At 39.2% G+C, this 26,400-nt stretch carries 28 protein-coding genes, 1 tRNA gene and 2 pseudogenes; 1 reads left to right on the top strand and 30 read right to left on the bottom strand.

The genetic code is table 11. From position 1 onward, the window contains the following. Window positions 1-45: 45 nt before the first annotated feature. The 21 genes and pseudogenes from EL079_RS02580 to EL079_RS02480 all read right to left on the bottom strand — a co-directional run bounded on the left by EL079_RS02580 (window position 46) and on the right by EL079_RS02480 (window position 18,797). Window positions 46-2,274, bottom strand: coding sequence for a DNA internalization-related competence protein ComEC/Rec2 (locus EL079_RS02580; protein WP_003031687.1), 2,229 nt, complete (start codon window positions 2,272-2,274; stop codon window positions 46-48). Beyond that, a complete protein-coding gene (locus EL079_RS02575) occupies window positions 2,258-2,962 on the bottom strand; it encodes a helix-hairpin-helix domain-containing protein (RefSeq protein ID WP_003031685.1) in 705 nt (234 codons plus the stop codon). Before EL079_RS02575 ends, EL079_RS02580 begins: the two co-directional genes overlap by 17 nt. Window positions 2,963-3,142: 180 nt before the next feature. Further along, on the bottom strand, window positions 3,143-3,610 hold the full coding sequence (gene smpB / locus EL079_RS02570; RefSeq protein WP_003031704.1) for an SsrA-binding protein SmpB: 468 nt from the start codon (window positions 3,608-3,610) through the stop codon (window positions 3,143-3,145). Then, window positions 3,573-5,906, bottom strand: coding sequence for a ribonuclease R (gene rnr, locus EL079_RS02565; protein WP_018543505.1), 2,334 nt, complete (start codon window positions 5,904-5,906; stop codon window positions 3,573-3,575). The genes smpB and rnr overlap by 38 nt, the downstream gene beginning before the upstream one ends. A gap of 91 nt (window positions 5,907-5,997) precedes the next feature. Continuing rightward, window positions 5,998-6,231: a preprotein translocase subunit SecG gene (gene secG, locus EL079_RS02560; RefSeq protein ID WP_003024744.1), complete on the bottom strand. Its 234-nt coding sequence runs from the start codon at window positions 6,229-6,231 to the stop codon at window positions 5,998-6,000. Window positions 6,232-6,270: 39 nt separating this feature from the next. After that, complete coding sequence (gene rpmG / locus EL079_RS02555) at window positions 6,271-6,420, bottom strand: 50S ribosomal protein L33 (RefSeq protein ID WP_003024746.1); 150 nt, start codon at window positions 6,418-6,420, stop codon at window positions 6,271-6,273. After that, window positions 6,404-7,609: a multidrug efflux MFS transporter gene (locus EL079_RS02550; protein ID WP_003032823.1), complete on the bottom strand. Its 1,206-nt coding sequence runs from the start codon at window positions 7,607-7,609 to the stop codon at window positions 6,404-6,406. The genes rpmG and EL079_RS02550 overlap by 17 nt, the downstream gene beginning before the upstream one ends. A gap of 16 nt (window positions 7,610-7,625) precedes the next feature. Next, window positions 7,626-8,219, bottom strand: coding sequence for a dephospho-CoA kinase (gene coaE / locus EL079_RS02545; protein WP_003032818.1), 594 nt, complete (start codon window positions 8,217-8,219; stop codon window positions 7,626-7,628). A 3-nt stretch (window positions 8,220-8,222) separates the two neighbouring features. Continuing rightward, window positions 8,223-9,047 carry a DNA-formamidopyrimidine glycosylase gene (gene mutM / locus EL079_RS02540; RefSeq protein ID WP_003032837.1) on the bottom strand — a complete coding sequence of 275 codons (825 nt, stop codon included), beginning with the start codon at window positions 9,045-9,047 and terminating at the stop codon, window positions 8,223-8,225. A 7-nt stretch (window positions 9,048-9,054) separates the two neighbouring features. After that, entirely contained in the window at window positions 9,055-9,498 is a 444-nt protein-coding gene (locus tag EL079_RS02535) for a GNAT family N-acetyltransferase (protein ID WP_037582500.1), read from the bottom strand. 8 nt (window positions 9,499-9,506) lie between these two features. Next, entirely contained in the window at window positions 9,507-10,031 is a 525-nt protein-coding gene (locus EL079_RS02530) for a DinB family protein (protein ID WP_003032811.1), read from the bottom strand. Between the two features lie 53 nt (window positions 10,032-10,084). Beyond that, complete coding sequence (locus EL079_RS02525) at window positions 10,085-10,555, bottom strand: NUDIX hydrolase (RefSeq protein ID WP_003032820.1); 471 nt, start codon at window positions 10,553-10,555, stop codon at window positions 10,085-10,087. Window positions 10,556-10,557: 2 nt separating this feature from the next. Further along, window positions 10,558-11,334 (bottom strand): annotated as a pseudogene (locus EL079_RS02520) (alpha/beta fold hydrolase). A gap of 12 nt (window positions 11,335-11,346) precedes the next feature. Next, complete coding sequence (gene era / locus EL079_RS02515; protein ID WP_003032801.1) at window positions 11,347-12,246, bottom strand: GTPase Era; 900 nt, start codon at window positions 12,244-12,246, stop codon at window positions 11,347-11,349. 67 nt (window positions 12,247-12,313) lie between these two features. Then, entirely contained in the window at window positions 12,314-12,718 is a 405-nt protein-coding gene (locus EL079_RS02510; protein ID WP_003032808.1) for a diacylglycerol kinase family protein, read from the bottom strand. Continuing rightward, complete coding sequence (gene ybeY, locus EL079_RS02505; protein ID WP_003032841.1) at window positions 12,699-13,196, bottom strand: rRNA maturation RNase YbeY; 498 nt, start codon at window positions 13,194-13,196, stop codon at window positions 12,699-12,701. The genes EL079_RS02510 and ybeY overlap by 20 nt, the downstream gene beginning before the upstream one ends. A 117-nt stretch (window positions 13,197-13,313) precedes the next feature. Beyond that, the gene (locus tag EL079_RS02500) at window positions 13,314-15,050 is read right to left on the bottom strand and encodes an ABC transporter ATP-binding protein (protein WP_003032828.1); all 1,737 of its coding nucleotides are present in this window, start codon (window positions 15,048-15,050) and stop codon (window positions 13,314-13,316) included. Continuing rightward, window positions 15,047-16,777 carry an ABC transporter ATP-binding protein gene (locus EL079_RS02495; RefSeq protein ID WP_003032830.1) on the bottom strand — a complete coding sequence of 577 codons (1,731 nt, stop codon included), beginning with the start codon at window positions 16,775-16,777 and terminating at the stop codon, window positions 15,047-15,049. The genes EL079_RS02500 and EL079_RS02495 overlap by 4 nt, the downstream gene beginning before the upstream one ends. 283 nt (window positions 16,778-17,060) lie before the next feature. Continuing rightward, window positions 17,061-17,843, bottom strand: a pseudogene (locus EL079_RS02490) (FAD-dependent oxidoreductase); the annotation flags it as partial. A 170-nt stretch (window positions 17,844-18,013) separates the two neighbouring features. After that, window positions 18,014-18,086, bottom strand: a tRNA-Thr gene (locus EL079_RS02485). Window positions 18,087-18,227: 141 nt separating this feature from the next. After that, window positions 18,228-18,797: a GNAT family N-acetyltransferase gene (locus tag EL079_RS02480; RefSeq protein WP_003032814.1), complete on the bottom strand. Its 570-nt coding sequence runs from the start codon at window positions 18,795-18,797 to the stop codon at window positions 18,228-18,230. 132 nt (window positions 18,798-18,929) lie between these two features. Here EL079_RS02480 and ald point away from each other — a divergent pair, with 132 nt between their 5' ends. After that, window positions 18,930-20,042 (top strand): alanine dehydrogenase, encoded by a 1,113-nt coding sequence (gene ald / locus EL079_RS02475; RefSeq protein ID WP_003032812.1) that lies wholly within the window; start codon window positions 18,930-18,932, stop codon window positions 20,040-20,042. A gap of 300 nt (window positions 20,043-20,342) precedes the next feature. Here the strand turns inward: ald and EL079_RS02470 are convergent, their stop codons facing one another. The 9 genes from EL079_RS02470 to pyrF form a co-directional block, all read right to left on the bottom strand. Further along, entirely contained in the window at window positions 20,343-20,669 is a 327-nt protein-coding gene (locus EL079_RS02470) for a TfoX/Sxy family protein (RefSeq protein WP_003032802.1), read from the bottom strand. A gap of 2 nt (window positions 20,670-20,671) precedes the next feature. Beyond that, window positions 20,672-21,172, bottom strand: coding sequence for a GNAT family N-acetyltransferase (locus tag EL079_RS02465; protein ID WP_003032822.1), 501 nt, complete (start codon window positions 21,170-21,172; stop codon window positions 20,672-20,674). A gap of 127 nt (window positions 21,173-21,299) precedes the next feature. After that, complete coding sequence (locus tag EL079_RS02460; RefSeq protein WP_003032826.1) at window positions 21,300-22,364, bottom strand: PhoH family protein; 1,065 nt, start codon at window positions 22,362-22,364, stop codon at window positions 21,300-21,302. A 76-nt stretch (window positions 22,365-22,440) separates the two neighbouring features. Beyond that, window positions 22,441-22,656 carry a YozE family protein gene (locus EL079_RS02455; RefSeq protein WP_003032832.1) on the bottom strand — a complete coding sequence of 72 codons (216 nt, stop codon included), beginning with the start codon at window positions 22,654-22,656 and terminating at the stop codon, window positions 22,441-22,443. Continuing rightward, window positions 22,653-24,182, bottom strand: coding sequence for a glycosyltransferase family protein (locus tag EL079_RS02450; RefSeq protein ID WP_018543509.1), 1,530 nt, complete (start codon window positions 24,180-24,182; stop codon window positions 22,653-22,655). Before EL079_RS02450 ends, EL079_RS02455 begins: the two co-directional genes overlap by 4 nt. Before the next feature lie 77 nt (window positions 24,183-24,259). Continuing rightward, window positions 24,260-24,715, bottom strand: coding sequence for an ASCH domain-containing protein (locus EL079_RS02445; RefSeq protein WP_003024806.1), 456 nt, complete (start codon window positions 24,713-24,715; stop codon window positions 24,260-24,262). Window positions 24,716-24,720: 5 nt separating this feature from the next. After that, the gene (pyrE, locus tag EL079_RS02440) at window positions 24,721-25,350 is read right to left on the bottom strand and encodes an orotate phosphoribosyltransferase (protein ID WP_003024810.1); all 630 of its coding nucleotides are present in this window, start codon (window positions 25,348-25,350) and stop codon (window positions 24,721-24,723) included. 10 nt (window positions 25,351-25,360) lie between these two features. Next, a complete protein-coding gene (locus EL079_RS02435; protein ID WP_018543510.1) occupies window positions 25,361-25,687 on the bottom strand; it encodes an inorganic pyrophosphatase in 327 nt (108 codons plus the stop codon). Continuing rightward, the gene (pyrF, locus tag EL079_RS02430) at window positions 25,680-26,375 is read right to left on the bottom strand and encodes an orotidine-5'-phosphate decarboxylase (RefSeq protein ID WP_004224883.1); all 696 of its coding nucleotides are present in this window, start codon (window positions 26,373-26,375) and stop codon (window positions 25,680-25,682) included. Before pyrF ends, EL079_RS02435 begins: the two co-directional genes overlap by 8 nt. Window positions 26,376-26,400 lie beyond the last annotated feature (25 nt).

The raw sequence follows: 26,400 nt of genomic DNA, 5'->3' as shown, positions 1-26,400 counted from the left end.
TACTTTTCCTAATAAATCAACGGAATCTCCATTTTAGAACTCTGGCTATTGAACTGTTTCTAATTGCCATTTTGTCCATCCTGAAAGTTTGATAGCGCCTTGTTTATCCGTTCGATAAATCTTCGCATTGAAGCGATTCAATCGCTCTATCGTCTCTTGATTCGGAGATTTGGATTGGTTATTTTTCCCAACAGAAATGAGTGCAACTGCCGGTTCTATTTGCTGTAAAAATTTTGAATGTGATGAATTTTTGGCTCCATGTTGCCCAACCTTCAAGACATCTGTTTTTAGCTTTGGATAAAGTTGCATTAGCTTTATTTCATCCTCTTCTGTTAAATTGCTCATAAATAAAAACCTTGTACGAAAAAATTGACCATATAAAACTAGCGATTGATCATTCTTATTCGTACCAGAAAGAACTTGCAAATGATGATCAAAAATAGGAAGTTTGTCTCCTTGTTTTACGACATGAACAAACGTCCTTGTCTCCTTTAATTTATTTAAAAAGTCTGCATCATTCAAACTACTTCTGGAAATAAAAATTTTCTTTACCGCAAACTTTTTAACCACTTTTAATACATCTCCTGCATAATCTGGATTAGGATTTGTTAAGACTAAAGTATCAATCGTATCTATGCCACGACTTTTTAGGTAAGGAATCAAAGTTTTCTCTGCATTTGAGCTAGTTGCTCGTTTTTGCCAAGCTTCTTTTATTCTAATTTCCTCACGTCCACCAACATCAATCAATACATTATTTCCTTTCCAATCTCTCAGAAAAATACTATCTCCCTGTCCGACATCAACCATTGTGATCTCGTTTTGCAAAGGAAATTTATTTATGAAAAATAGTAATGAAAGAAACAGACTAAGAAATATTACCCACTTTTTATTTTGCCGAATATCGTACAAAATAGCTAGTACAAGTAACATGACAATCAGCAAAAGCGGACTGGGCTGCCCAAAAACGATTGGTTTACCAAAGACACTTGCTATCCAACGAATACTATTTTCTAAACCTTCAAATAAAAGATTGACTTGAGTCAGCTTTATCAAAGGCGAAAAAAGAAAAATAAACATCAAGCCTGGCAGCATCATTGTATCGAAAATTAGTGAAAAAACAAATGTCAACAAAATAGACCAAGGTTGAAATTCACCAAAGTAAAAGATTAGAATTGGTAAAACACCAAGTGAAATAACGCTACTCTCTACAACAACTTTTCGCCAAGAAGTCAGACTTTCAAAATCTATCACACTAATGACAAAAGCATAAGCACAGGAGAGAACTCCTCCTGCCGACAAAAGAAAGGACGGCATAATCAAGGACAATATCATCATCGTTAAAGCAAAATTATCTAACTTAGTGATACCATGTTGCGATAATAATTTCTGAACTAAGCTCCGTACAACGGATACTGAAAATCCAGTCATTCCCGCATAAAAGAAAGAAAATGGATATTGGCATTTACGAACCATTTCTTGTGTAAACCCCAGCCTTAACAGTAACTTGCGAAATCCCTCCATAAAAAAGCCAACTTGCATGCCAGACAGCGCAAATAAATGAATAATTCCCAAGCTAGAATAAAGATTGCTCATTTCGTCAAAGGATGTATCCAAGGCACCAAATAAGAGTCCTGTCATGTAATTACTCATCGGATTTGGAAAATGGTTCTTGATAAATACCAGTGCTTTTCTTCGCCAGCTAGAAAGCCACTCAAAAGGGTGCAAGCTGATTCTATCTTGGCTCGATAAAATGGTATCCACTTTTAAAATTCGATAAATCCCTTGCGTTTTTAAATAGGATTGGTAATCAAAACCAGCAAAATTACGCTTCTTCTCAGGGATTTCAAATTCCCCTTCAACGGTCAATGTAACCAGACTAGAGAGATTTTGAAAAGCCAACTGTTCTTCCTTTGATTTCAATTTGTAGTAAACTTGATAAGTCTGCCTATTAGCTTTACCACGAAAAGAAAGCGAATCACCATTTACCTTAATCGTGTCAGGTAGAACTGCCACTTGTCTTATGGGAGAAGGTTCTACTTTCGTCTTCTGCTCTGCTATTTCCCTACGAACAAAGAAAAAACCAGCAAAACAAGAGAGGATCATGAAGGTCATGAAACATTCTTTCGGTGAATAAAAGCGAAAAAGACAAATCACCAGAAAGATAAAACCCAACCAGCCTAACCAGCTACTTTGATAGATTGCAAAATACAACCAGACGAGCAAAAAAGCAATGTAAATCGGCTTAATCGGAAATCTTTTAATCCACTGTGACATATTCTTTCAATTTCTCTAGTGTTTTAGCACCTACTCCTGATACATTTTTCAGGTCATCAACGGAATTAAATTTCCCGTTTGCCTCCCGATAATCTAAAATATCTTGCGCGCGTTTTTGACCAATACCAGAAATGGTCTGCAACTCAGATAAATCAGCTGTATTTAGATTGACCTTATTCCCTTTTTGCGATGCGACTTCACTAGTTCCTGACGTTGAAGATTGTCCTGTATTGCTTGAAACACTCGCCGCATTCTCACCCATAGTTGCCACATAAACAACAGCTTCATCCGTTAGTTTCTGCGCCAAATTGATAGACTTGCTGTCAGCGTCTGTCATTAAACCACCTGCTTTTTGAATCGCATCATTGATACGGCTAGTCTTTTTCAGTTGATAAATACCTGGATTTTTGACTGCACCCTTGACATCTACGGTTAAAAATTCTGATTCTTCACTGGAACTCGTTTGAGGCTCTGCTTTTTCTTTCTGTGAGTTTTTCTTCGTTCCAGTTGAAATTTCTTCTAATTCTGCCTCCGAACTCGTAACTGTTTCCTGTGCGAGCTCTGCTACATTTGATCGTCTACTAGATTGACCATTTATCATAAAAAATCCTGCTATTATCAAACCAATCAAACTTAAACCAATCAAAATTTTATACTCTTTCATCTTTTCAATGATTGTCTCTAACATCTTTCCTCCTAAGTTGAATGAAAATTTGCTTTATCTATTTATTCGTAAAACAAATAAAAAGCTGAAAAAATTTCTCAGCTTTTGCCATGTTAGAAAAGGGGTTTTGATAAAAATTAACTGATAAAATATTTCAAACTACTGAAAAATCGGAAACAACTTCCGATTTTTATATCTTGTACATTATCTCACATTATAAGCCTTAATCGTCCGAGCAATATCTCTATTTCGCTCACGAAGTTTAATGGATTCACGCTTGTCATAGTCGTGTTTCCCTTTAGCCAATCCTAAAAGTAACTTGGCATAACCGTCCTTAAGATAAACTTTAAGGGGAACCAAAGTCATTCCAGTTCCTTTGGTTTCCTGCTCTAATTTCTGGATTTGTTTTTTATGCAATAGCAATTTTCTCCTACGTTCAGGATCTTGATTCCAGATATTGCCCTCCTCATAGGGAGCGATGTGAACATTACTGAGCCAGACCTCTCCGTTTTTGACTTGAGCAAAGCCGTCTTTCAGGTTAATTCGTGCAGCCCGCACACTTTTGATTTCAGTTCCGGTCAGAACCATGCCCGTTTCAATCGTATCAACAATCGTATAGTCGTGTCGTGCTTTTTTATTTTGCGCTACGACCTTTCCTTCTCCCTTTGCCATTCTTGCTTCCTTTCTTTACCACTTCTTTATAAAAGGGTCTCTTGCCCTTGTTTTTCTTTAATTTCTTATCCCTAGGAACTTTTCCTTTTGGAGATTTGTCTCTTCGTCCTCTGTTATCTTGATGCGACTGTTGACGCCTATCACGATTGGATTGCTTTCTTTTTTCAATCACGTCATATTCACTAGGTAGGTATTCAAAGTCAATCTCTCCCGTAGCCTTATCAGCCCGAACTAGCTTAATGTGAATCTGTTGACCGACACGGAAAACAACACCTGACTTTTCACCCTGTAAAGTTAGATTGCGTTCATTGTAGTGGAAAAATTCTGGCAGGTTGGTTACATGAATCAAACCTTCAACTGTGTTTGGAAGTTCAACAAAAAGACCGAATTTAACAACGCTTGACACAATACCATCAAATTCTTCTCCCACAAATTCTTCCATAAACTCAGCCTTTTTCATAGCTTCTACTTCTCGCTCTGCTTCAATAGCTCGCCGTTCCCTGCTGGAAGACTGACTGGCAATATCTGGAATGACTTGTTCAAAATGCTCTGCTATTTCTTTAGAATGCCCATAATCGCGCACCATACGGTGAACCAGAAGGTCTGGGTAACGGCGAATCGGACTAGTAAAGTGAGTATAAAACTCGGCTGCCAAACCATAATGACCGTGGTTGTGCTCTGAGTAACGAGCCTGCTGCATGGAACGCAAAAGCATCATAGACAGCACTTCTTCATAAGGCTGACCTTGGACTGCTTTCATAATATCCTGAAGGGCAGATTGGCTCATAGAATTAGCCGTTCCGTAGACCCGAACGCCAAAAGTAGAAGCATAATCAATAAACTTCTGCACTTTCTCAGCCTTAGGCTCTTCATGAATCCGATAGATAAAGGGCAGGTTTAACGTAGCAAAATGCTCTGCCACTGTTTCATTGGCCACCAGCATAAAGGACTCAATCATACGCTCCGCAAGTCCCCGCTGACGTAAAATAATATCTACTGGACGTCCAGTCTTATTGACCAAAATTTTAGCTTCTTTCGTATCAAAATTAAGAGCTCCACGTTTGTATCGCATCCGCTCAAGAATTGTATGAAGTTCCACCATTGCTTCAACACTCGGTAAAATCACTTTAAAAGCTGCTCGTTTTTCCTCATCTCCTACAATCATGTCATTCACATCGCTATAGGTCATACGAAAAGTAGTTTTAATGATTGTTTGAGTAATAGTATGCTTGACAACTTGACCTTTTTGGTCAATCTCCATGATAGCCGATTGCGTCAGCCGATCTACATTAGGATTGAGCGAGCAGATGCCATTGGACAGGCGCTCAGGTAGCATAGGCACCACTCGGTCAATCACATAAACCGATGTCGCTCGATTGAGGGCTTCCTTGTCCAACTCAGATCCTTCTTTGACATAGTAAGAAACATCTGCAATGTGAACTCCTAGTTCAAAATGGCCGTTTTTCAGCTTCTTGATATGAACTGCATCATCCAAATCTTTCGCATCCGCCCCGTCAATGGTAAAGGTAATTTCATTACGCAGATTTAAACGTCCTTCAAAATCCTTTTCAGACAGCGTCTCTGGAATCGCTGATGCTTCCTTCAAAACTCTTTCTGGAAACTCAGACACAATGTCCATAGACTCCAAAACTTCCAGAACATCAATCCCTGGATCATCCTTATGACCGACCACATCTAAAACATTAGCTACAAAAAAGTCATGCTTTTTAGTTGGATATTTATCAATCTCTACTTTTAAAATCTCTGTTCCATCCAAAATCAAAGCAGGCTTCTTAATATAAATAGGTTGACTGATTTTCTGATTTTTTGACCGAATATAGCCAGCATACTTAGGCTTCTCTTCGTCTAAGATAAGCTGACCCACTGCTGTTTTCAAGCTGTGTTCCAAAACATCAATAACCTTGGCTTCAGCAGATGTTCCCTTGCTGCGATCTGCAACCTTAGTGATTGCAACTTCTACCGTATCACCATCAATCGCATAGTTGACATCATTGCGACCAATAAAAAGATCATCCTCTTCTTCATTTAAGGTAACAAAACCAAAGCCATTTTTATGGGCGTGAAAGATTCCTTTCAAGGTAAGCATTTGCTTTTCTTTGCGAAGCTGGATTTTCCCTGCATCGCTAAAGGCCAGCTGACGTTTTCGCTCCATTTCAGAAATCGTTTTGACTAGGTTTCTAAAGTCTTTCGCCTTTTCTTTCCCTAATCCCTGCGCCAGTTCATCCATACTAGCTTCTTTTTTTTCTCTTAAATAGCTTAAAATTTCTTCTTTCATTCTTTCCTTTTTTCTTATGTTTTCTAAACTTTAAGTCGCCTTTACTCATCTACTACAGAAAAAATAGGCAAAGACAAAGTCAAAGCCCATTTTATTTACTAGATAAGATTGTCAGCATTAATGCAATCAACAACCAAAAGAAAACCATCACTCCCGTCAAACGCTGCATAACTGCTTCAAATCCTCTGGCTTTTGGTCGTTCAAACAAATCTCCTGCACTTGCGTCAAATACATTACTTGATTGATTTTTTGTAGGTTGCATAAAAATTGCGATTAAAATAAATACTGATAAAATTAATAAAATGGTTAATAATAAATTATACATATCAAACTCCTTAAAATCTCATTTATTTTACCATAAAACTTATTTTGATTCAAGATGTAAGGTCACTTTTCTTTCTTTGGGACAGTATTTTAATACCTCAACCTTTTCTGGATGTGTTTTCATATTTTTACTCGTTAAATAATTCTGACTGCCGCAAGAAGAACACTTTAAATTAATTTTTACTCGCACTGATTTCCTTTGCTCCTAAATATTTTCTAAAACTAAACAATAAAAAGAAGAAGTTCAATAAAGCTAAACCTGCTGTGCTATAGAAAACCCAATGATAGCCAAAATGAACAGAAATAGCTGACCCCATTAACGGTCCAATAACGCCACCAATATAAAAGAAGGTTTGATTGTAACTGAAAATCCGTGAAATACCTTCTTTAGGTGTGATTTTATTCAGTAAAGAACTAACTCCGGGCAGAAGAGCTCCAGTGCCCAATCCAAATAGAAAGCGATAAATTCCCAATTCAAGTGGCGTACCAGCCCTCGCACAGAAAATATAAATTACAAAACTATACAAAAGAGCCAGCAGAAGCAAACGGTGATTTCCCATTTTATCTCCTAATTTTCCCAGCCAACTAGATGAAAATATGCTTGAAACTCCCATAGCTGAAACGATTGCACCAGATACCAATAACAAATTTTCTTTTTGTCCTAAAGAGCGGATATAAAGTGTCAAAATAGGGGAAATGGACTGTCCAATCATCTGAATTACCATGCTAGTAATGAACAAACCAAAAAGGATTGATTTTTGAGGAATTCGCTGAAATAGTTGCTTGGTCGAAACTTCTTTTCCTTTAGAGACAGGATGAAAATCTTCTTTTATCCCAAAAATGGTCCACAAAGTAACAACAAACAAGAAAAATCCAACCAAAAGGAAAACATTTCTCATTCCCAAACTTTGAGCTACCATTCCTCCTAAGAGTGGTCCCATCAGAGTCCCCGCTACGACACCTGTTGACAATGTTCCCAAGGCATATCCAGAATGTTTTTTGGGTGCTTGGCTGGCAATCAAAGCCGTGCTATTCGGGACATAACCAGAAAACACCCCATTTAACAGTCTCAATACAATGAGCCAAAATACATTCGGTACAAAAGCCAAGCCTCCCATCGTAAAGGTCATTGCAAAAGCTGCCCGAATCATCATTGGTTTGCGACCGTACCTATCAGCTAAACTCCCCCAGACAGGCGACAAAAGTGCGGCTGTCAAAGCTGTACTCGAAACCGCCAAGCCTGAATAAAATTCAACCATAGAGCCTCTGGCGCCTAATTCTTCCACGTACAAAGACATAAAGGGAACAACTAGTGACAGGCTAGCACCTATAAAAAAGTTCCCCAGCCAAGCAATCCATAAATTCCGTTTCCAATTCACTTGATTCTTAATAAAATCATCTTCTTTCTTTGTCTAAAAGCGCCTGCACCTGCTTTAAAGTATCCGAAAGCGCACCGTTATTATCAATCACAATCTCAGCTCTTTGTCTTTTATCTGCCAAAGAAAGCTGAGCTGCTATGCGTTGTTGAGCCTCTTCTTGACTAAGATTGTTTCGAGCCATCAAACGTTCTAGCTGAGTGCCTTTGCTCACATCTACTAGCCAAACCTCATCAAACCAGTCTGCATAATCCTGCTCAAATAAGAGCGGAATATCCATAAAGAAAGTCTCCTCAATCTTAGCCAGTTGGTCGCGTCGATTGGCTAACTCTTGCCGAATTATATCATTTTGTAGCCGGGAAGATTTCGCTAAATTTTCTTGGCTAGAAAAAATGAGCTGAGATAGTTTAGGACGATCAAGCTCACCTGCTTCGTTCAAGATAGCAGACCCTAGCCAGCTGACCAATGCTTGATAGAGTTTACCGCCTTTCGCCTGCAATTCATGAACCACCTGATCCGCATCAATGACCTGATAGCCCTTTTGCCTGAGATAATTTGTGACTGTCGATTTGCCAGAAGCAATACCGCCTGTAATTCCGATTATTTTTGCCATGTCCTACCTCATTTTTTGACAATGTGGACAAAGGTGAGTTCCACGACCAGCTAATTTGATTTTTTCAATTTCGTGACCGCATCTAGTACAAGGTTGGCCTGTTTTTCCATAGACTTGTAGGAAATCCTGCATGGTTCCGTCTTCTCCCAAAGCATTGCGGTAGGTGCGAATGGTTGAACCGCCTTTTTCAATACCTAGCTGCAAGACTGCAATAATCTGCTTGCGTAATTTCTCTGCTTCTCCAGCAGTCAAACTTTGAGCTGCTCTTGCCGGATGAATCTGCGCCCGCCATAATACTTCATCTACATAGATATTGCCAAGACCAGCTACTAAAGTTTGATCCAACAGGTAAGGTTTAATCAATTTCTTAGATTTTTTCAGAGCAGCTTTAAATGGTGGTAAATGAAAATCTGATTCAGTCGGTTCTGGTCCTAGTCTTCGCTTAGTAAAATAGGATTCTAATTGCTCTTTTCTCAACAACTCCATCGTGCCAAATTTCCGAACATCCTGATAAACGAGGCTGCTGCCATCTGTAAAATGAAAAATTACATGAGAATGCTTCGTCAACTGGACCTCTTCAGGATAGAAAAGATACTTTCCTTCCATTCGCAAATGCGAAATCAGCACCCAATTCGTCAAATAAAAAATCAGATACTTGCCCCGACGCCCAACAGCATTAATGCTTTGCCCTGGTAATTCTAAGACAAAAGGATCTGCCCCCGTTCCAATCATCTTGGCATAACGGACATCTACCTTTTCAATCTCTTTTCCTTTAACCAGCCGCTCTAAACCACGGCGTACCGTTTCTACTTCTGGTAATTCGGGCATAAAATCTTTATCCTTTCTTATCCAAATGTAACATATAATGAACAGTTCGACTTATTTCTTCAAATCCCGCACTCTTGTGAAAAGCTTGACTGACTGCATTGTCCATATCACAATCTGAAGCTAGCTGGTACACTCCTTTTTCTTTCGCCCACGACTGTGCAAACTCTAGAAGTTGATGAGCGATGCCATTTCTTTGAAAAGCAAGTGCTACCGCTATGCCTTCAATATATGCGATAGGAAGTTGCTCTGCTCCTTCCACATACTCCGAACGCATAGATAAGCTGATCCAAGCAACGGCTTCTCCTTCTATGTAGTACAAAAATTCATTAGGAAATTTGCCTTCAGAAAATGCTGCTAGTAATTTCTTTTTCTCTGTCTTCCAAGCTAAATGAGCAAAGTAAGCCCAGTCAGCTAGATGAGATTTTTCGACCGCTCGAATTTCCCCTACCATTACCTTTTTCAATCTTCTCTTCCTAGCAGGCGGCGAGCATAGATTGCCTGACCTGAATGCATAGCAGCATCGTCAATGATCGATACTAAGCGATTCCCACGCTTAACAGCTGGAGTCCAATTCTCATCAATAACATCGTCCAGACTGGCTTCATTCACCTCTGATAAATAAGCAATTGTTGCCGCAACCGCATCAGACAGATAGTCTTTGAGCAACTCAATATCTGTCACCACAACTCTATGCGCTTCTTGAGGAGTATGGTGCCAATCTTCCGTATCATCTGGCAAATCCAAGGCAAACTTTTTCTTCCAACCTTTAGAGAACCAGACTGGCTCGGTCTTAGCTAAATCAGCAATCTGAAAATCCAGCTCCCGCGCCGTATGCCAAGTCAACCAAGTCACAGACTTAATGGACGGAACTGTATCCGCAACCGGAAAAGCATTCGCTTCTTCCACAGATAAATTAGTCAGCACCGACAAAAAACGCTCCTCGGCTCGTTCCACATTTTCCACTAAAAGATTTACAAATTCCATTGCCCCACCTCCTTAAAAAATAAATTAATCACGGATTATATGTCAATCTCAACTCAATGTCCCATCGCAAAGTTGTCATCAAAATACTCAGCTAACATCAGGCGATGCTTACTACTCACAGATTCTAAATTCTCAATTTCTTCCTTAGAAAAGAAACGCAGGCGTAGAGTTTCTTCATTGTGAAAATCTGCAATATTCACTGATGAAACCGCCGCCAGCTCATAGATGAAGACAACCGTCTGCACCGCATCACCATTCGGATAAACTTCCTCGAAATTACTGTAAACATTGAGAAAACGAGTAGCTTCTACTTCAATGCCAGTTTCTTCAAAAAATTCACGCTTAGCAGTATCAAGAGTGGATTCGCCAAGCTCCATTGCACCACCTGGAATAGCCCATGTTTTCTTATCTCCGCGTAGTTGCAACAGCACGCGTCCCTTGTCATCTGCTAAAATACCACCAGCAAAGGTCAGGATAACTTTATCATGCCTAACTTTTGAGCGAATGTAGGAAATGTAGTCCATATTTAGAAACCTTTTAATTTATCTGGAAATGCTCCGTCTTGAAAAAAGTAGCGGAGTAATTGTATATGCGTGACAATATCACTAAACAGCCACGCATGCCCTTTATTTGGATAATAGGCACTATCACTCAGTCTGTTTTTTCTTACCTATTCTTTATGAGATTCATGAATTGACTTCGATTCTTTACCGCCCGAAACAAAGAAAACAGGATTGTCAAAATTTGCAGTAATCCTCAGCAGATTTGCCTGTAACATTGCTCGGCGAAATGATTTTCTGGATGCTCTTTGCAAATCATCAATAAAGCCTCGGCAATCCTCTTCAGCGACCCCATCATCCTGCATTATTTTTGTCATAAAGTTGACCAATTAGCTTAGTGTTTTTTAATAGCGACATGATGTAAACAACGGCAATGACTTTACCATGCCCATTAATCGGTTCATGATTAGCAACGTCAACAATCGCTCTATCAAATAAATCAGCATGTTTTTCCAACAATTTAAGAACGAGACCGCCTCCCAACGATAGTCCAACAAGGTGCGGCTTGCCGTGAGCCCTGTTTTTGATAATATCAGCAATCATTCTGTAACATCATTAAAATTTGTCCACCCAATGTCGCGGCTAGAAGCATGTCCAGGCAAATCAACAGCTATACAGTGAAAATCATTTTTTAACTCAGCGATATGATATGCCCACATCTGACTGCTAGAACCAGAAGCATGCAAAAAGACAATACTCTTATCATTTTGCTGTCCTTTTTCTGCGACAAATAACGACCTCATCTTCCTCAGCCTCTAATACTCCTTTTTGTTATATCCAAAATCTGCCAAGTCTAGCTTTTTGTCCCGCCAGTTTTTCTTGACCTTAACCCAAGTTTCAAGAAAGACTTTATCACCTAGCATGAGTTCAATGTCGCGGCGTGCCAAAGAGCCGATTTTCTTAAGCATAGAGCCGCCTTTGCCGATGATAATGCCCTTTTGACTGTCTCTTTCCACCATAATGGTAGCACGGATATGCACTTTATCAGTCTCCTCATCCCGCTTCATACTGTCAATGACTACCGCCACCGAATGCGGAATTTCTTCACGTGTCAGCAATAAAACCTTTTCCCGAATCATCTCAGAAACCAAAAAGCGCTCAGGGTGGTCGGTAATCTGTTCAGCTGGGAAATATTGGAAACCTTCCTCTAAGTTTTCACTTAAAATATCAACCAGATGCGAAACATTATTGCCTTGAAGAGCAGAAATTGGCACAACTTCCTTAAAGTCCATCTGCTTGCGGTAATCATCAATCTGACTCAGCAGCTGATTCGGGTGTACTTTATCAATTTTATTGATGACCAGAATAACAGGAACTTTAGCCACTTTTAAACGCTCCATGATCATATCATCACCCTTACCGCGTTTTTCATCGGCAGAAACCATAAAAAGAACTGTATCCACTTCACGCAAGGTACTGTAAGCGGATTCTACCATAAAGTCGCCCAAGGCAGTCTTTGACTTATGAATCCCTGGCGTATCAATAAAGACAATCTGCTCCTGATCTGTCGTGTAAATCCCCATAATCTTGTTACGAGTCGTCTGAGCCTTATCACTCATAATAGCAATCTTTTGCCCCATAACGTGATTTAAGAAAGTAGACTTTCCAACATTTGGACGTCCTAAAATAGCAACAAATCCTGATTTAAAGGTCATTTTTCACCTCGTTTATTCCTTATTAGTCTAATATAAGAAAATCGGAAAGGATTCTCCGATTTTCATGTTAAAAAAGTAAATTCCAAATTTTCGGAACGAAAATAATCACTCCTGTTATAACCGCAAAACCGGAAACAACCAAAACAGCTCCTGCTGCCATATCCTTGGCATTTTTAGCTCGCATGGAGAAGTGATAATCACTAGCTAAGTCTACCACATTTTCAATAGCAGAGTTCATAATCTCAAAAGAAATGACTAGAAAAATACTCAAAAAGAGAAAGAGCCACTCTATCGCAGATACCCGAAAAAGCAATCCTGCAAGCACGACCGCAACTGCTGAAACAGCATGATTGCGCATATTGCGCTCTTCTTTGATTGCTGTAAAAATCCCTGTCAGAGCAAATTCTAAACTCGAAATCACATCTCGATTTTTCCATTTGCGTTTATTTGTATTATTGTCTTGTAAGTCCATAAGCAGTCAAAATTTCTTCCTGTAAACCAAACATTTCCGCCTCTTCTTCCGGCGTATAGTGATCGTATCCATTGATATGCAGAAAACCATGTACTGCAAGAAAACCCATTTCCCGCTCAAAGCTGTGACCATATTCTTCTGCTTGTTCACGCGCCTTATCTATGGAAATAAAGAGTTCTCCGATATAGGCATTAAAATCCTCTAACATTTCCGCCAACTCAGGATTTTCTAGTAAATCCTCCTCGTCAATGGCAATGTCCAGCTCAGGCTTGTACTCCAAGCTGATAACATCTGTCGGACGATCTGTATTTCGATATTCCAAATTCAGCTCATGGCTGCGCTCGTTGGTAACAAATGTCACTGCCATTTCTTTTTCTTCTTTGCCAATCTTTTTAGCAGCAAATTCCAGTATATCATGTGTTTGCTTGATGATTTCTTCTGAAACTTGCCCTGTCTCGTCGACCATTTCTATATACATATTACACCCACTTTATTAGTATCACTTCATTATACCATATTTCAGATAGGGATGCCTGATTTATAAATCATTTACTATTTCGTTCTGCTCTTTATTTCATATTTTTTCTTTCAAAACTTATACTTGTTGCTGGAGGCGGCTCATTTGCGCATAGATGCCATTTTGTTTTACCAATGTATCATGTTGCCCTCGCTCCACAATCTTTCCTTCAGAAATAACCAAAATTTGGTCTGCCTCTTGAATGGTGGATAAACGGTGAGCAATGATAAAAGTCGTTCTCCCCTCCTTGACCACAGCCATTGCTTTTTGAATCATTTCTTCGGTTTCTGTATCAATATGAGAAGTTGCCTCATCCAATATTAAAATTTGAGGATTAGCATAGAGAGCTCGAGCAAATGAAATCAGTTGACGTTCACCGCTTGAAAATGCTGCCCCTTTATCCCTTACAGGCTCATCAATTCCTTCTTTACAACGAGCCAGCAAGTCCCCTGCACCGACTTTTTCTAAAGATTCCAAAACTTTTTCACGATTGATGCCTGAATGAGTCATCGCTACATTAGTTGCTAGTGTTCCTGTGAATAGATAAGGATCTTGCAAAACAATCCCCATGTGACTACGAAGACTTTCCCGAGAATATTGTTGGATGTCTTGTTGATCAATATATATTTTCCCTTTTTGGGGATCATAGAAACGATAAAGTAGGTTCATGATAGAAGATTTTCCAGAGCCGGTATGTCCCACCAAAGCAATTGTCTCTCCTTGATTTGCCTTAAAGCTAATATCATACAGAATAGTCTTTTCTTTCTCATATGCAAAGCTCACATGTTCAAACACAACCTCACCTTTATTGACTATTAACTGCGTTTTCTCATCCGCTTCCTGAGGTTGATCTAGCAATTCTAAAACTCGTTTTCCTGTTTCCAACGATCGTTGTACATTCGGGAAAAGTCGAACCAGAAAACCCATCATATCAAATAAATCAATAATATAATTGAGATAGACAAACAGTACACCTGCGGTAATAACGCTATGACCGCCTAAAAATTGCTGACCAACTATTGTCAAAATAACAGCAAGCACTGCATTTTTCAAAAATTCCGTTAACGGCCAAGACGAAAGAGCGCTTACCCATACAATTTGTTTATCAGCTTGGCTCATTTTTCGGGCAGTTGCATCAAATTCTGAAAGAACTATTTTTTCCTGATGATATAGCTGTATCAGACTAGCTCCATGCATCAATTCATTCACTTGATTATTGATGTCACTCCGTGAATCATAAAAGTCTTTCATCGGCTTGTCCGTTAGTTTTTTATAAAATACCTGAATTCCATAAAAAGCAGGAAGTAATAGCAACAGCACTGAGGCAGCAAGCGGACTAAGGTAAAACAATAGAGCGTAGGTAAAAACAATCCGAAGAACTTGAATCAAAACACTAACCAAACTAGCATAAAATTGTCTTCGTAAGGTTTCCGTATCATTTACAATTCTGGTCGCAATCTTCCCTGCCGGCTTATCATCAAAGTAAGAAATCGGCAAATTTTGCATGACTTGATAAGCTTCATTTCTCAGATGTTCGGCTACTTTGTTGCCACAATGCGCTAAAAGTCGATCGCCTAAGTAAGTCAAGGCACTCCCAAAAACTACAGCAATTAGGTATAATCCAGCTAATTGCAAAAGCTGAACCTGACAATCTTTTCCGTTTCCAATCTGTGTAAGCGGTCCGTCTATCATATTTCTCAAAAAGAGAGGGGACAGTTGACTAGTCACCGTTGCTAAGACAGCAATTCCAACCGCAAGAAAAAATGCAATTCGAACAACTTTTAGTTCTTTTAATAAACGACTAATGATACTCATTCGCTCCCTCCTTTCTGATGTTGCTGCCGCTGATATTGTTCGGCGTACCAACCTCCTTTATTAAGCAACTGGTTCGGAGTCCCTTCTTCAACAATTTGTCCATCTTCTAAGACAAGAACCCAGTCTGCCTGCTGGATAGCTGACAAACGGTGTGTCACAATGATCGTTGTTTGATTAGCTCGCATATCCTGAAGATTTTTGATAATTCGACGCTCTGTTTGAGCGTCAACTGCTGACAAAGAATCATCCAAAATGAGGACTTCTGGTTGTCTAATAAAAGCACGTGCCAAAGAAATTCTTTGTTTTTGACCGCCAGATATTGACACTCCCCTCTCACCAATAAGAGTTTCCAGTCCGTCTGGCATTCGTTTTAAATCTTCTGAAAATGCCGCTGTTTCAATAGCCCGCTCAATATCACTTAATGTCGCATTCCTCTTGCCAAAGACAATATTGTCTTTGACGGATTTTGAAAATAAAATATGTTCTTGTGGGACATAGCCAATCATCGCTTCAATCGACTGACGTGAATAGTGACCAACAAATTTTCCATTTATCTGAAATTCACCTTGTCCAATGGGATATTGCTGAAGAAGCTGACGAACTAAGGTTGTTTTACCAGAGCCAGTTTTTCCAACAATACCATACGTTTTTCCTGCTTCGATTTGCCAAGCTATGTTACGCAAACTGGGGTTTTCTGCTTGTGGGTAAGTAAAATAATAATCCTGAAAACGAATAGAGATAAGATGTTGCAACTCCTCTTTTCCACTCATTTCCATATCATCTGTCGTTTCAATCAATTCTGTGACCTTTTTAAAAGATGTTTTCCCTGTTTGATAGACCAAAATAAAGTCCGACAACATCCAAAAAGGTTCAATCAGGCTAATCATATACAATTGAAGAGCGATCACTTGCCCAATTGTCAACTGTCCCGTTTTTATAAAAGCAACACCAATAAGAAGCACAATAATCGTTGATAAAGCAATAAAGACCGAGGAGAGCGGTGCGTAAAAATACTGAATGCCGGCAATTTGATCGCCAACCTTAGATAAAGCTTTCGTGCGCAATTGGAACTGTTCTTTCTGAGTTGTTTTCTTGCTATAAGCACGCGCAACTCGGACTCCCTCTATCGTTTCCAATACCTCATCATTCAAAGATGCCACTGCTTCACGATTATTTTCAACTAATTTATCTTGTTTTTTACCAAGAACATAAATCCATATCATCAATATCATAAGCGGAAGCATAGCCAGTAAGCTAATTTCCCATGAGATAAAAAACATGGTCGGAACGACAAAGGCAATCATGCCTCCTGCGTATAAGAGAATGACAATCCCATAGCCAGCCATCTCCATCATTCCCTCAACATCCGTTGAAAAACGCGTTAGAATATCGCCAGAACGAAATTTTTCGTAGAAAGGCGTTCTCATAGCTACCAATTTCTCAAAAGCCCTTCTTTGCATGAGAAACTTATAGTCAATGGACGACTGATATATCTTTAAATGCCAATAGTAAGCCGACAGATAGTTGCAAATTGTCACCAAAGCTAACAAACCAACGTCTCTAATTAAATTCTGCTGTGTCAAACTATGATGCGACAGATGATCTACCAAACGCTGAATCACCTGTGTTGGAATCAACATGGTAAAATCATACAATAGTAAAACCAGAGCAATGGATAAATATAACCATTTATGCTCTTTTATATATCCAAACAAACTTTTAATCATCCTAATCCTTCCCGAAACGCACAAAAAAGCCCAAGACAGAATAAACCTGTCCTGAGCTTACTTGTTTTATTTATTTTTTCATCAAAAATAAATTACAGTGCTGTGCTAGAAAGGAGTTCTGTCGTATGATATACCTGAGTACTGTTTTGTTTTACATCATTCATGATACATTCTCCTTTCTACTTTTAATTAGTTAATACTTTAACATTAAAAGAAATGCTTGTCAAGAATATTTACAAAAAATCCTCCCAAAACTGAGAGGATTTCTACCTAAAAATCAAGATTAACATTTCTCTGCAATAGCGGTTTCGGCTGCGATACGTCCAAAAGTGAAAATATCAGTAAGGGAATTGCCACCTAAACGGTTTCCGGTATGCAGTCCACCAGCTACTTCTCCAGCTGCATAGAGACCTTGGATAGCTTGTCCTTGTTTATTGATAACATGCGTTTCCGTATCAATCTTAAGACCGCCCATAGTGTGGTGAACGGCTGGTTTTCGAGGAGTGGCATAAAACGGCGCCTTTTCAACCTTGAGGTCGAAAGCTCCCTTTTCAAATTCAGGATCATAGCCCGCATCAACATAAGCATTATAATCTGTGATCGTCTTGACAAAGACTTGCGGATCCATTTGTAGCTGTTGAGCCAATTCTTCCAAACTATCTGCTCGGTAGAGTGTTCCGTTCGCTACCTGCGCATCAATTTTTTCTTGACTGGTATTATAAGCTGTTTCTTTGATATTTTCATCTGCAATCAGATAGAAAAGACCACCGTTGTCAATCGCTGCCTGAGCCAATTTATCCCGACTACCATACTCATCTACAAAACGTTTTCCTTGAGTATTGACCATGATAAAGTTAGCTGGAGGTACCTGTAAACCGGAGAACAAAGCGCCCGTAATTGGGTCAGAAACCGGCATCATTTGAGAGAAGCCCATACCGACTAAGTCTGCACCGACACTTTGACCTAGGAGAATACCGTCGCCTGTAATAGCTGGTGAATTGGATGTCTTAATATCGTCATCAATGTGCGTCCAGTATTGATTGTATTGCTGCAACATCATAGGATTAAGATACAAATTAAAAGCGTTGATATGATTAGCTTTAAAATACTCTTTCAACAAAGAAATCATTGATGTTTCTTAATTATTCTATTAGAATGTGAAAACAATAACAATATTGATTTCTGTTTTTATAATGCAAAAAAGCCCATTAAAATTGGGCTTTTTCCTGTTTTTCATGCTAATTGCCGGGATCGAACCGGCGACCTCATCCTTACCATGGATGCGCTCTGCCAACTGAGCTAAATCAGCAGTACCTATCTACTATATCATGCAGACAGATTCTTGTCAATAGATTTGAAAAATGTTTTCATTAAAAGAAAAAAATTTTGCTAGAACGTTCCAAAAAGAACCTAGTCACCATTGAAATTTCCTATAAATCTCACATTCACATCAATATTTTTTAAAATAATCTTCCTTTGTCAAACGATAATAAGCTCTCTGAAAAATTCGACCTTCTTTATGTAAATCCAAGGCAGCATACGGATCTATGTGAGAAAAGTTCATACCAGCTTTTTCCATAACCCGTCCTGAAGCTGGATTTTCCACATCATGGAGAGCCACCAACATATTCATATTCAAACTTTCAAAAGCCAGCTGGATTATTTCTTTCAAAGCTTCCGTTGCCAAGCCCTGATTCCAGTAATTCTTATGAATCACATAGCCGATAGCCGCCTTTTTGAGGACCGGATCTAGCTTGTGTAGGTCAATGCTGCCAATCAGTTTTCCATTTTCTTTTAACTCAATTCCCCAATTCCCAAGTGGTCTCCCCATAAATAAACGAGCAATAATATTTTTAGTTTCTTCCAAATCTTTATTAGGTAAAAAAGTGTAGCGAGTATTTTCTTCATCAGAGGAATATTCAAACATATCCTCAGCGTCATCTAAGGTCACAGGCCGCAAGAGCAGGCGCTCTGTTTCCAAAGTTCGGTTTTCAGCTAGCTTTAGATAAATACTTTCCATTTTGCACGAACCTCCTATTTTGCCTCATAGCATAACACAAATACTCACCGAAATCAATGTTTTTTGATTTCGCCTTGATTTTTAAAGCGTTTTCATATACAATAAAAACATCTCAAAAAAAGGAGTAAATCTATGTTAATCGGTATTCCAAAAGAAATTAAAAACAATGAGAATCGTGTTGCTTTAACACCAGCTGGCGTTCATAGTCTTGTCCAAAAAGGTCATCAGGTTTTAGTTGAAACCAAAGCCGGCCTTGGTTCTGGATTTACAGATGCTGACTATAAAGCACAGGGAGCGACAGTTGTTGCAACTGCAGCCGAAGCTTGGGCGGCTAATCTAGTTGTCAAAGTCAAAGAGCCCTTAGCTGCTGAATACAGCTTCTTACGTGATGACCTCTCGCTTTTCACTTATCTGCACATGGCTGCTGCGCCTGAATTGGCCGATGCGATGATTGTGGGTAAGACAACAGGGATTGCTTACGAAACTGTTCGTGACCAAGAAGGAAAACTCCCTCTGCTCGTTCCTATGAGTGAGGTCGCAGGGAGAATGGCTGTGCAGATTGGAGCTCACTTTTTAACCAAACAAGAAGGCGGTTCTGGCGTGCTACTAGGCGGGGTTCCTGGTGTTCCTAAAGGAAAAGTCACTATCATCGGAGGTGGAGTTGTTGGGACACACGCAGCTCGCATCGCTTTAGGACTGGGAGCACATGTCACTATTCTTGATATCAGCGCTAAACGACTGTCAGAACTAGAAGACCTTTTTGGTCATCAAATCCAGACCCTTATGTCTAATTCTTTCAATATTGCTGAAAGCGTCAAAGATGCTGATGTAGTGATTGGAGCCGTGCTAATCCCTGGTGCCAAAGCACCTAAACTCGTTACGGATGATATGGTCAGCCAAATGCGTCCAGGTTCTGTCATCGTTGACGTAGCCGTTGACCAAGGTGGAGTTGTTGCAACTGCTGATCGTGTAACCACTCACGATGAACCTGTCTATGAAAAACATGGTGTACTTCACTATGCCGTTGCCAACATACCTGGCGCTGTTGCTCGCACATCAACTCTTGCCCTGACAAATGTAACACTTCCTTACATTGAAGCTTTGGCTGACAAAGGTTTTGAACAAGCTATAGCAGATGATTTGGGGCTACAACAAGGAATGACTACTTATAAAGGTTATCTCACTAGCCGACCCGTCGCAGAAGGGCTTAATCGTGACTACACCGATATCAATGATTTAGTATAAATTTTGAAAAGAAAAGGGTGACTTCGCAAGTCCTACCCACTGTGCTTTGTGTCATCAGCTACTGCATCGTTGGTTTATTGTACTGTATACTTTGCAACTGGAGACTTTCGTTCCAGACTCAATTGTGCATAAGAAACTCTAAATTGAATAAAGTCAACAGAGTTTCGCCCAACCACTGCGTCTTGTAATGACAACTATATAAACCAAAGGAAGCTGAGCTCTTTCGTCTCAGCTTCTTTTTATATATAAAGTTTTGCCCGTGCAAAGACAGGGCCTTAGCAGGCTTCTTTTTTGCTTCGTTCACCTTTGCTTTTTCTTTTTAGGTTTGGGTGTTGGCAGTTGATCATACATAGCTAAAATCAGGTCATCTAGAAACATCTTATTATCAAGGTCTTCCACTAAAATCATTTCTTTGGAACCTTCGTATGGAAACTCAAAAGAAGGTTGGTCAATCTTATCTAAGACTGCTTGCACGGGTTTAACTAAAAAGCGATTATCATAAATGCCGCCAATAATCTTGCCACGGAAGTAAAGAATATACTCTCCCATCATGGAACGGTAAGTCACATCATCTAATTCTGATAATTGCTCCAAAACAAATTCCAAATAGTTCTTACTTGATGCCATTTCTAATCTCCTAAGCTCTGTTCAACGATAACAACCGTATAGAGTTCTTGCTTAACCTTGCATCCAATTGGTTTAAAGCCCTGCTTTTCCCAAAAATGCCGAGATTGAGGATTTCCCTTAACATAAGCCAAACGTGCTTTTCGAAAGTTCTTAGTAAAATAAGCTAGTGCTTCTGTCACAATCTGACTGCCAATCCCTTTCCTCTGATAGGCTTGATCAACCATAAACAAACCAATAAAAACAGTCTCCTCATCAGGATATGCATAGACAAAATCCATAACAGCCACAAGGTCAGAGCCATTCCAAAATCCAACATAAAACTTATCAGCCTTAGCTTTACCTTCAGGTAGACGAAGCATGTCCTCTTTTACACTTGCCAAATTTGGCTTTGGTGGACAATACTGAAAATATAGAGGATTGCTTTCATATAAAGATAAAATACTTGGAATATCCTTTTCAGTTAGTATTCTACAACTGTAATACTTAGATAGTTGGTCAATCATTTTTTAATTCTTACTTTCTGTGTCCTGTGATCATGACATAGGAAGATGCATTGATAGTCATCAGTCACGTAGCAGATTCTTTTGCAAGCGTACTTCCTCAAAATCAGTCGTGTGCAACTTGTCCAGATTAGTCAAGAGATATTCCTTCATCATCTTCCAACTCCTTGACTGGCTCGCTGACGATTTCGTGACTAACTAAAGTAGAATTTTCTTCTTTAGAAAAATGATGATGCACCACTTCAGTAGAATGTTCATAGGCTTGGATAATCTCTGCAACCACAGGATGACGAACAACGTCCTTGGCTGATAAGTAAACAAAATCAATTTGCTTAATATTTTTCAATTTCTCTGTCGCATCAATGAGACCTGATTTACTATTCTTCGGCAAATCAATCTGGCTAATATCCCCATTGACAATCATCTTTGAATTAAAACCAAGTCGTGTCAAAAACATCTTCATCTGCATAATAGTCGTATTTTGCGCTTCATCTAAGATGACAAAAGCGTCATCTAATGTTCGTCCACGCATGTAAGCCAAGGGGGCTATCTCTATGATTTCTCGCTCCATAAGGCGCGTTGTTTGATCCTTGCCTAAAATCTGATACAATGCATCGTAAACTGGTCGTAGATAAGGGTCTACTTTTTCTTTTAGATCCCCTGGTAAAAATCCTAGACTCTCACCAGCTTCAACCGCCGGACGAGTCAATATAATCCGTTTGACCTGCCCTCGCTTCAGCGCTGTCACAGCCAAAGTTACGGCAAGAAAAGTCTTACCTGTTCCTGCTGGTCCAATCCCAAAGACAACATCATGGTTCTTAATGCTATCGACATACACTTTCTGCCCTAGGGTCTTGACACGAATAGGCTTGCCATAAGAATCTTTGATAATTTCTTCCTCATACAGAGCCACAAACTTATCAATTTCACCATTTTTGACCATTGTAATAGCTGTCACTACATCTGGCGTCCCAATCGTCATCCCGCGATTCACCAAAACTAGCAGAGCTTGAAGCACCTGGCGAGTCTCCTCACAAGCTGCTTCGCTACCGATAATCTGGACAACCTCCGTCCTTGCATGAATGGTTACCTGTAACTCCTGTTCCATTAAACGCAAGTGACGTTCATTGGAACCAAAAAGATGAAAAGCATCATCCGGATGCTGTAAGGTAATTTCTACTGAATGTTCTTGCAAATAAAGAACCTCTTTCTTCACATTATTTACTATTATTATAGCAAAGTAACTCGGAAAATTCTATCATTTCTCCGAACTAATGAGCCTGATATTCTTCCCAAATCGCATCAAAATCGCTAAGATTAAAGGAAAAGTCAGCATGTTCTTCCAAATAACGGCTAACTTCATCAAAATCATCCGTGTGCTTAGGGAAATTTGTTTCATGAAACACCAAGTCTGCTAAAATCGCCTTCGGTGCTTTGCTTTTGGGATTGCGCTCCGTCATCAACCAAGTGTAAAACGATTTTCTCATTTTATCTTTTCTCCTTTCTCGCTTTTTAACCAATCCGGTAAATATTTAGTCAACCCTAATGCAGACAATATGATAATTTGCGGTAAAAATTGTATTAAATACCGCGTCTTTCCACCTTCAAAAATGAGCAAAAACAACAAACCACCAAAGACTGCAAGACTGAGCATATTGAGTTTATCATCTGCACGATATTTCCACAAGGCAAAAACAAGACCCAGACTCATCACAATCCAAATAACCTGCTTCACAATCTCATAATACCGATACTCATTCTTATCGACACTCAGAAAATAAGTTCTGATAAACTGCGCCACAGGATTCTTTTTTGTATAAGGATAAAGAGGAGAAATATAGGGCGTTTTTTCATATTCCACATCTCGATACAACCAGCCTAGAGTTCCTTCTGAAACAGTTAATGAATGCTTATAGTAAAGATGATTGAGAAATCCAAAAAACGAATACTCTTTTAAACGTCGTTTGATTTCTTTTTTTACATTTTCTTGCTTAAACATTCCATTATTATACTGTTCTCTCTGATCCACATCAATGTATTGAAGCAAACCCTCTTTCATGTCTTCTTGATCGTGTCCAATAAAAGTCAACCCTAAGTCAATAAAGAGCAGAGGACTTTTAGACAATCCTTTCTCTTGTATCAATGTCACTTCTCTTTGCGTCGCTTTCAGATAGTTTCCGCTGATAGAAGCTACGCCAAATGATAAGAGAAAGGTGAAAAAGATTAGGATAAATTTCTTCCATTCCTTTTTGAAAAATAGCAACATAAAACCTGCCATAATGACAATCAACACAGTTGGTCGAATCAAAACTGCAAGACCACTTATCAAGCCCAATCCGATTGTCTTTATGAAGAGTCCTCTCTTATCCTGCCATTGAAGTTCAAATAAATCAAAAAGTAAGAATATTTGTAAAGCAATGAGCGGAAGAAGGCATATATCCGTGTACATCGAATAAAAATAAGGTGAAAAGCCAACTAGCAAGACATACAAACTAAATGTCATATCAGCAGCAGACTTGCTCACATGTTTTTTCATTCCCTTGTACAAAATGAGAGCCGTTATATCGGCATAAAATATATTTAACCCTTGCAAAATCCATAAAGCTGAACTTCCAAAGATATTATAAAAAAAGCGCTCATACAAAAAGAGAAACAGATTATTCGGATTGCGTGTCAAATAGCTGGAAATAGAAGATTCTTTTAAATATTTGAAAGCACCGTTGAAAACAACTGCTGCATCTCGCCGAATCAGCAACTGAGCAGACAAAAGCATTGCTAACTGAAATATAATTACCGCTATCATAATAGCAACTTTGTGCTTCATCAGGTAGTGGTAGCATTTTTTTAAATTTTCTAGATAACGATAAGCTAGAAATACTAGTATGACTGTTCCAATCAAAGCAAGACTTGAAATTGTCCCTAGATGAATAATCGCAGTAAAAAACCAATGCAAGCCAATCAGTAACATAATTTTTTGCAAAGCCGAAAAGAAAAAAGAATACATTTTTAACATAGGGATATTATAACAAAATCTACAGTGTTTCGCTATTTTAAAAAACAACAATCGTCAGATTGCTGCTTAACGTCTAATTACTTGCTACGTCCGTTTTCTTCATTGTCTAAAAGATAATCTTCTAAAACAGTAAAAATTTCTGTAACAACCAAACCAGACTCTGAAAATTCTAATCCTTCTTCTGGCAAGGTTTTACGCCAATAATCACCAAAAATAGTCTGCCAATCTCTTAAACTACGATTGCCTTCCCCTTCTAAAAAAGCTTCTTCTGCTGTCACTTGATGAAAGGGACGAACAAGAACTTTTTTTGTCACCATAACCAAGGCTCGACTAGGATTCTCCATTCTATCTAGCATGATGGAGACTTCTCCAACTTTAGGTAACGATACCTTGTCTTTTTCATACTCTTCAAACCAAGAACTTGTCGCTTGCTTAATTCCTCTCAATGTCAAATCATATAAGTCTGGAAATTCATCTGGATGTGCCCAAACTTCTGCCTGAGGATACTTCCTACTTAGTTCTATTAGATTCATCTTTCTTATCCCTGCCAATTTTCTTGATCATGCTTAAATTTCTCAAGTAGAGCCAAACCTTCTGCTGAAACATAGCCTTCTTGTTCTGCCAGATTGATCAATTCAGTGTAGTTAGATAAGGTTACTAATTTCACACCTGCATCTGAAAAATTCTTTTCTGCTCTAGGTAATTCATAAGTGAAAATAGCCACTACTCCAATGACATCTGCACCTTCCCGCTTCGCTGCTACAACAGCATCCAAAACAGAACCACCAGTTGAAATCAAATCCTCAACCACGACCATTTTTTGACCTGATTTTACCCGACCTTCAATCTGATTTCCAGCCCCATGATCTTTTGGTTTGCTACGAATATAGGCAAAGGGCAGATTCATCTTGTCTGCAATAATAGCACCATGAGGAATACCCGCTGTCGCTGTTCCAGCAATCACTTCTACTTCTGGAAATTCAGCCTTGATTTTCTCTACAAAGCCATTTTCAATCAACGTCCGCGTTTCTGGATAGGCTAAGGTCACACGATTGTCTGTATAAATTGGAGACTTGATACCGCTCGCCCAAGTGAAAGGCTCTTCCGGTTTCAAGTAAACAGCCTCAATTTTCAGTAAGTCACGGGCAATATCTTTTGCTAAAGTCATGATTTCTCCTTTACAATAATTCAATAGTGGAAGCAAAATATTGTTCCAAAAAATATGTCTTTTCTTTAATATCTTCTATGGTAATATTCTCATTTGTAGAGGTCAGTACCCACTTATCCTCCACATCATTTTGTCGGTGAATAACAGTAATCAATTCTCCTTCAAAAGATTCCAAAGGTTCTCGTATTTTTTCCGAAATGATATAAACATCTTGTTCTTCGCCGTCTCCAACAAATAAATCCGGAATATAACCATAGTTGATAGGATAACAATTGCCAAAGTTGTCTTTGTAACCTATTGGTCTGTCAATGATTGCTCGATACATTTTTCTAACCATTCACCCATTCCGCCTTTATAGCTCGGTAAGCAGCTACTGGATCAGTTGCTCGTGTGATTGGACGTCCAACCACAATGTAGTCACTACCAATTTGATGAGCTTCTTGTGGCGTCATAACCCGTTTTTGATCCCCGATTTCAGAACCAGCTGGTCGAATACCTGGAGTGACGCACAGAAAATCTTCTGATGTTGCGGCTTTAATCAGCTTAACCTCCTGAGCCGAACAAACAACTCCGTCCAGTCCAGCTTCCTTAGCTTTGCAGGCATAGTTGACAACAGATTCTGAAACAGTTGTTTGGATATTTTGGCAATCCCGCATATCTTCCTCACTGGTAGAAGTCAGCTGAGTCACTGCTACTAGCTTTGCCTGATTACCTAAAACCTTCTTGGCTTCTCGCATCATTTCCACGCCACCTGCCGCATGAACCGTCACCATATCAATCCCAAAGGTTCTCAAAACTGACATGGCAGAGCGCACTGTATTTGGGATGTCGTGCAATTTCAAATCTAGGAAAATGCTATGTCCCAAACCTTTCAGATAATGCACAATTTCCGGCCCAATGGCATAGAAAAATTCCATACCGATTTTGACATATAACTTTTCGTCTTCTGGAAAATGCTCTAAAAACTCCTTGACATCATCAAATGACGGAAAATCAAGGGCAATAATAGGACGTTCTTCACGCATGGATTCTTCTCCTTTTTTATAGGCT

It is taken from the genome of Streptococcus anginosus (assembly GCF_900636475.1).
In the GTDB taxonomy this organism is placed as follows: domain Bacteria; phylum Bacillota; class Bacilli; order Lactobacillales; family Streptococcaceae; genus Streptococcus; species Streptococcus anginosus.
The sequence above is the reverse complement of the archived record's forward strand: the minus strand, read 5'-3'. Positions and strand labels throughout refer to the sequence as shown.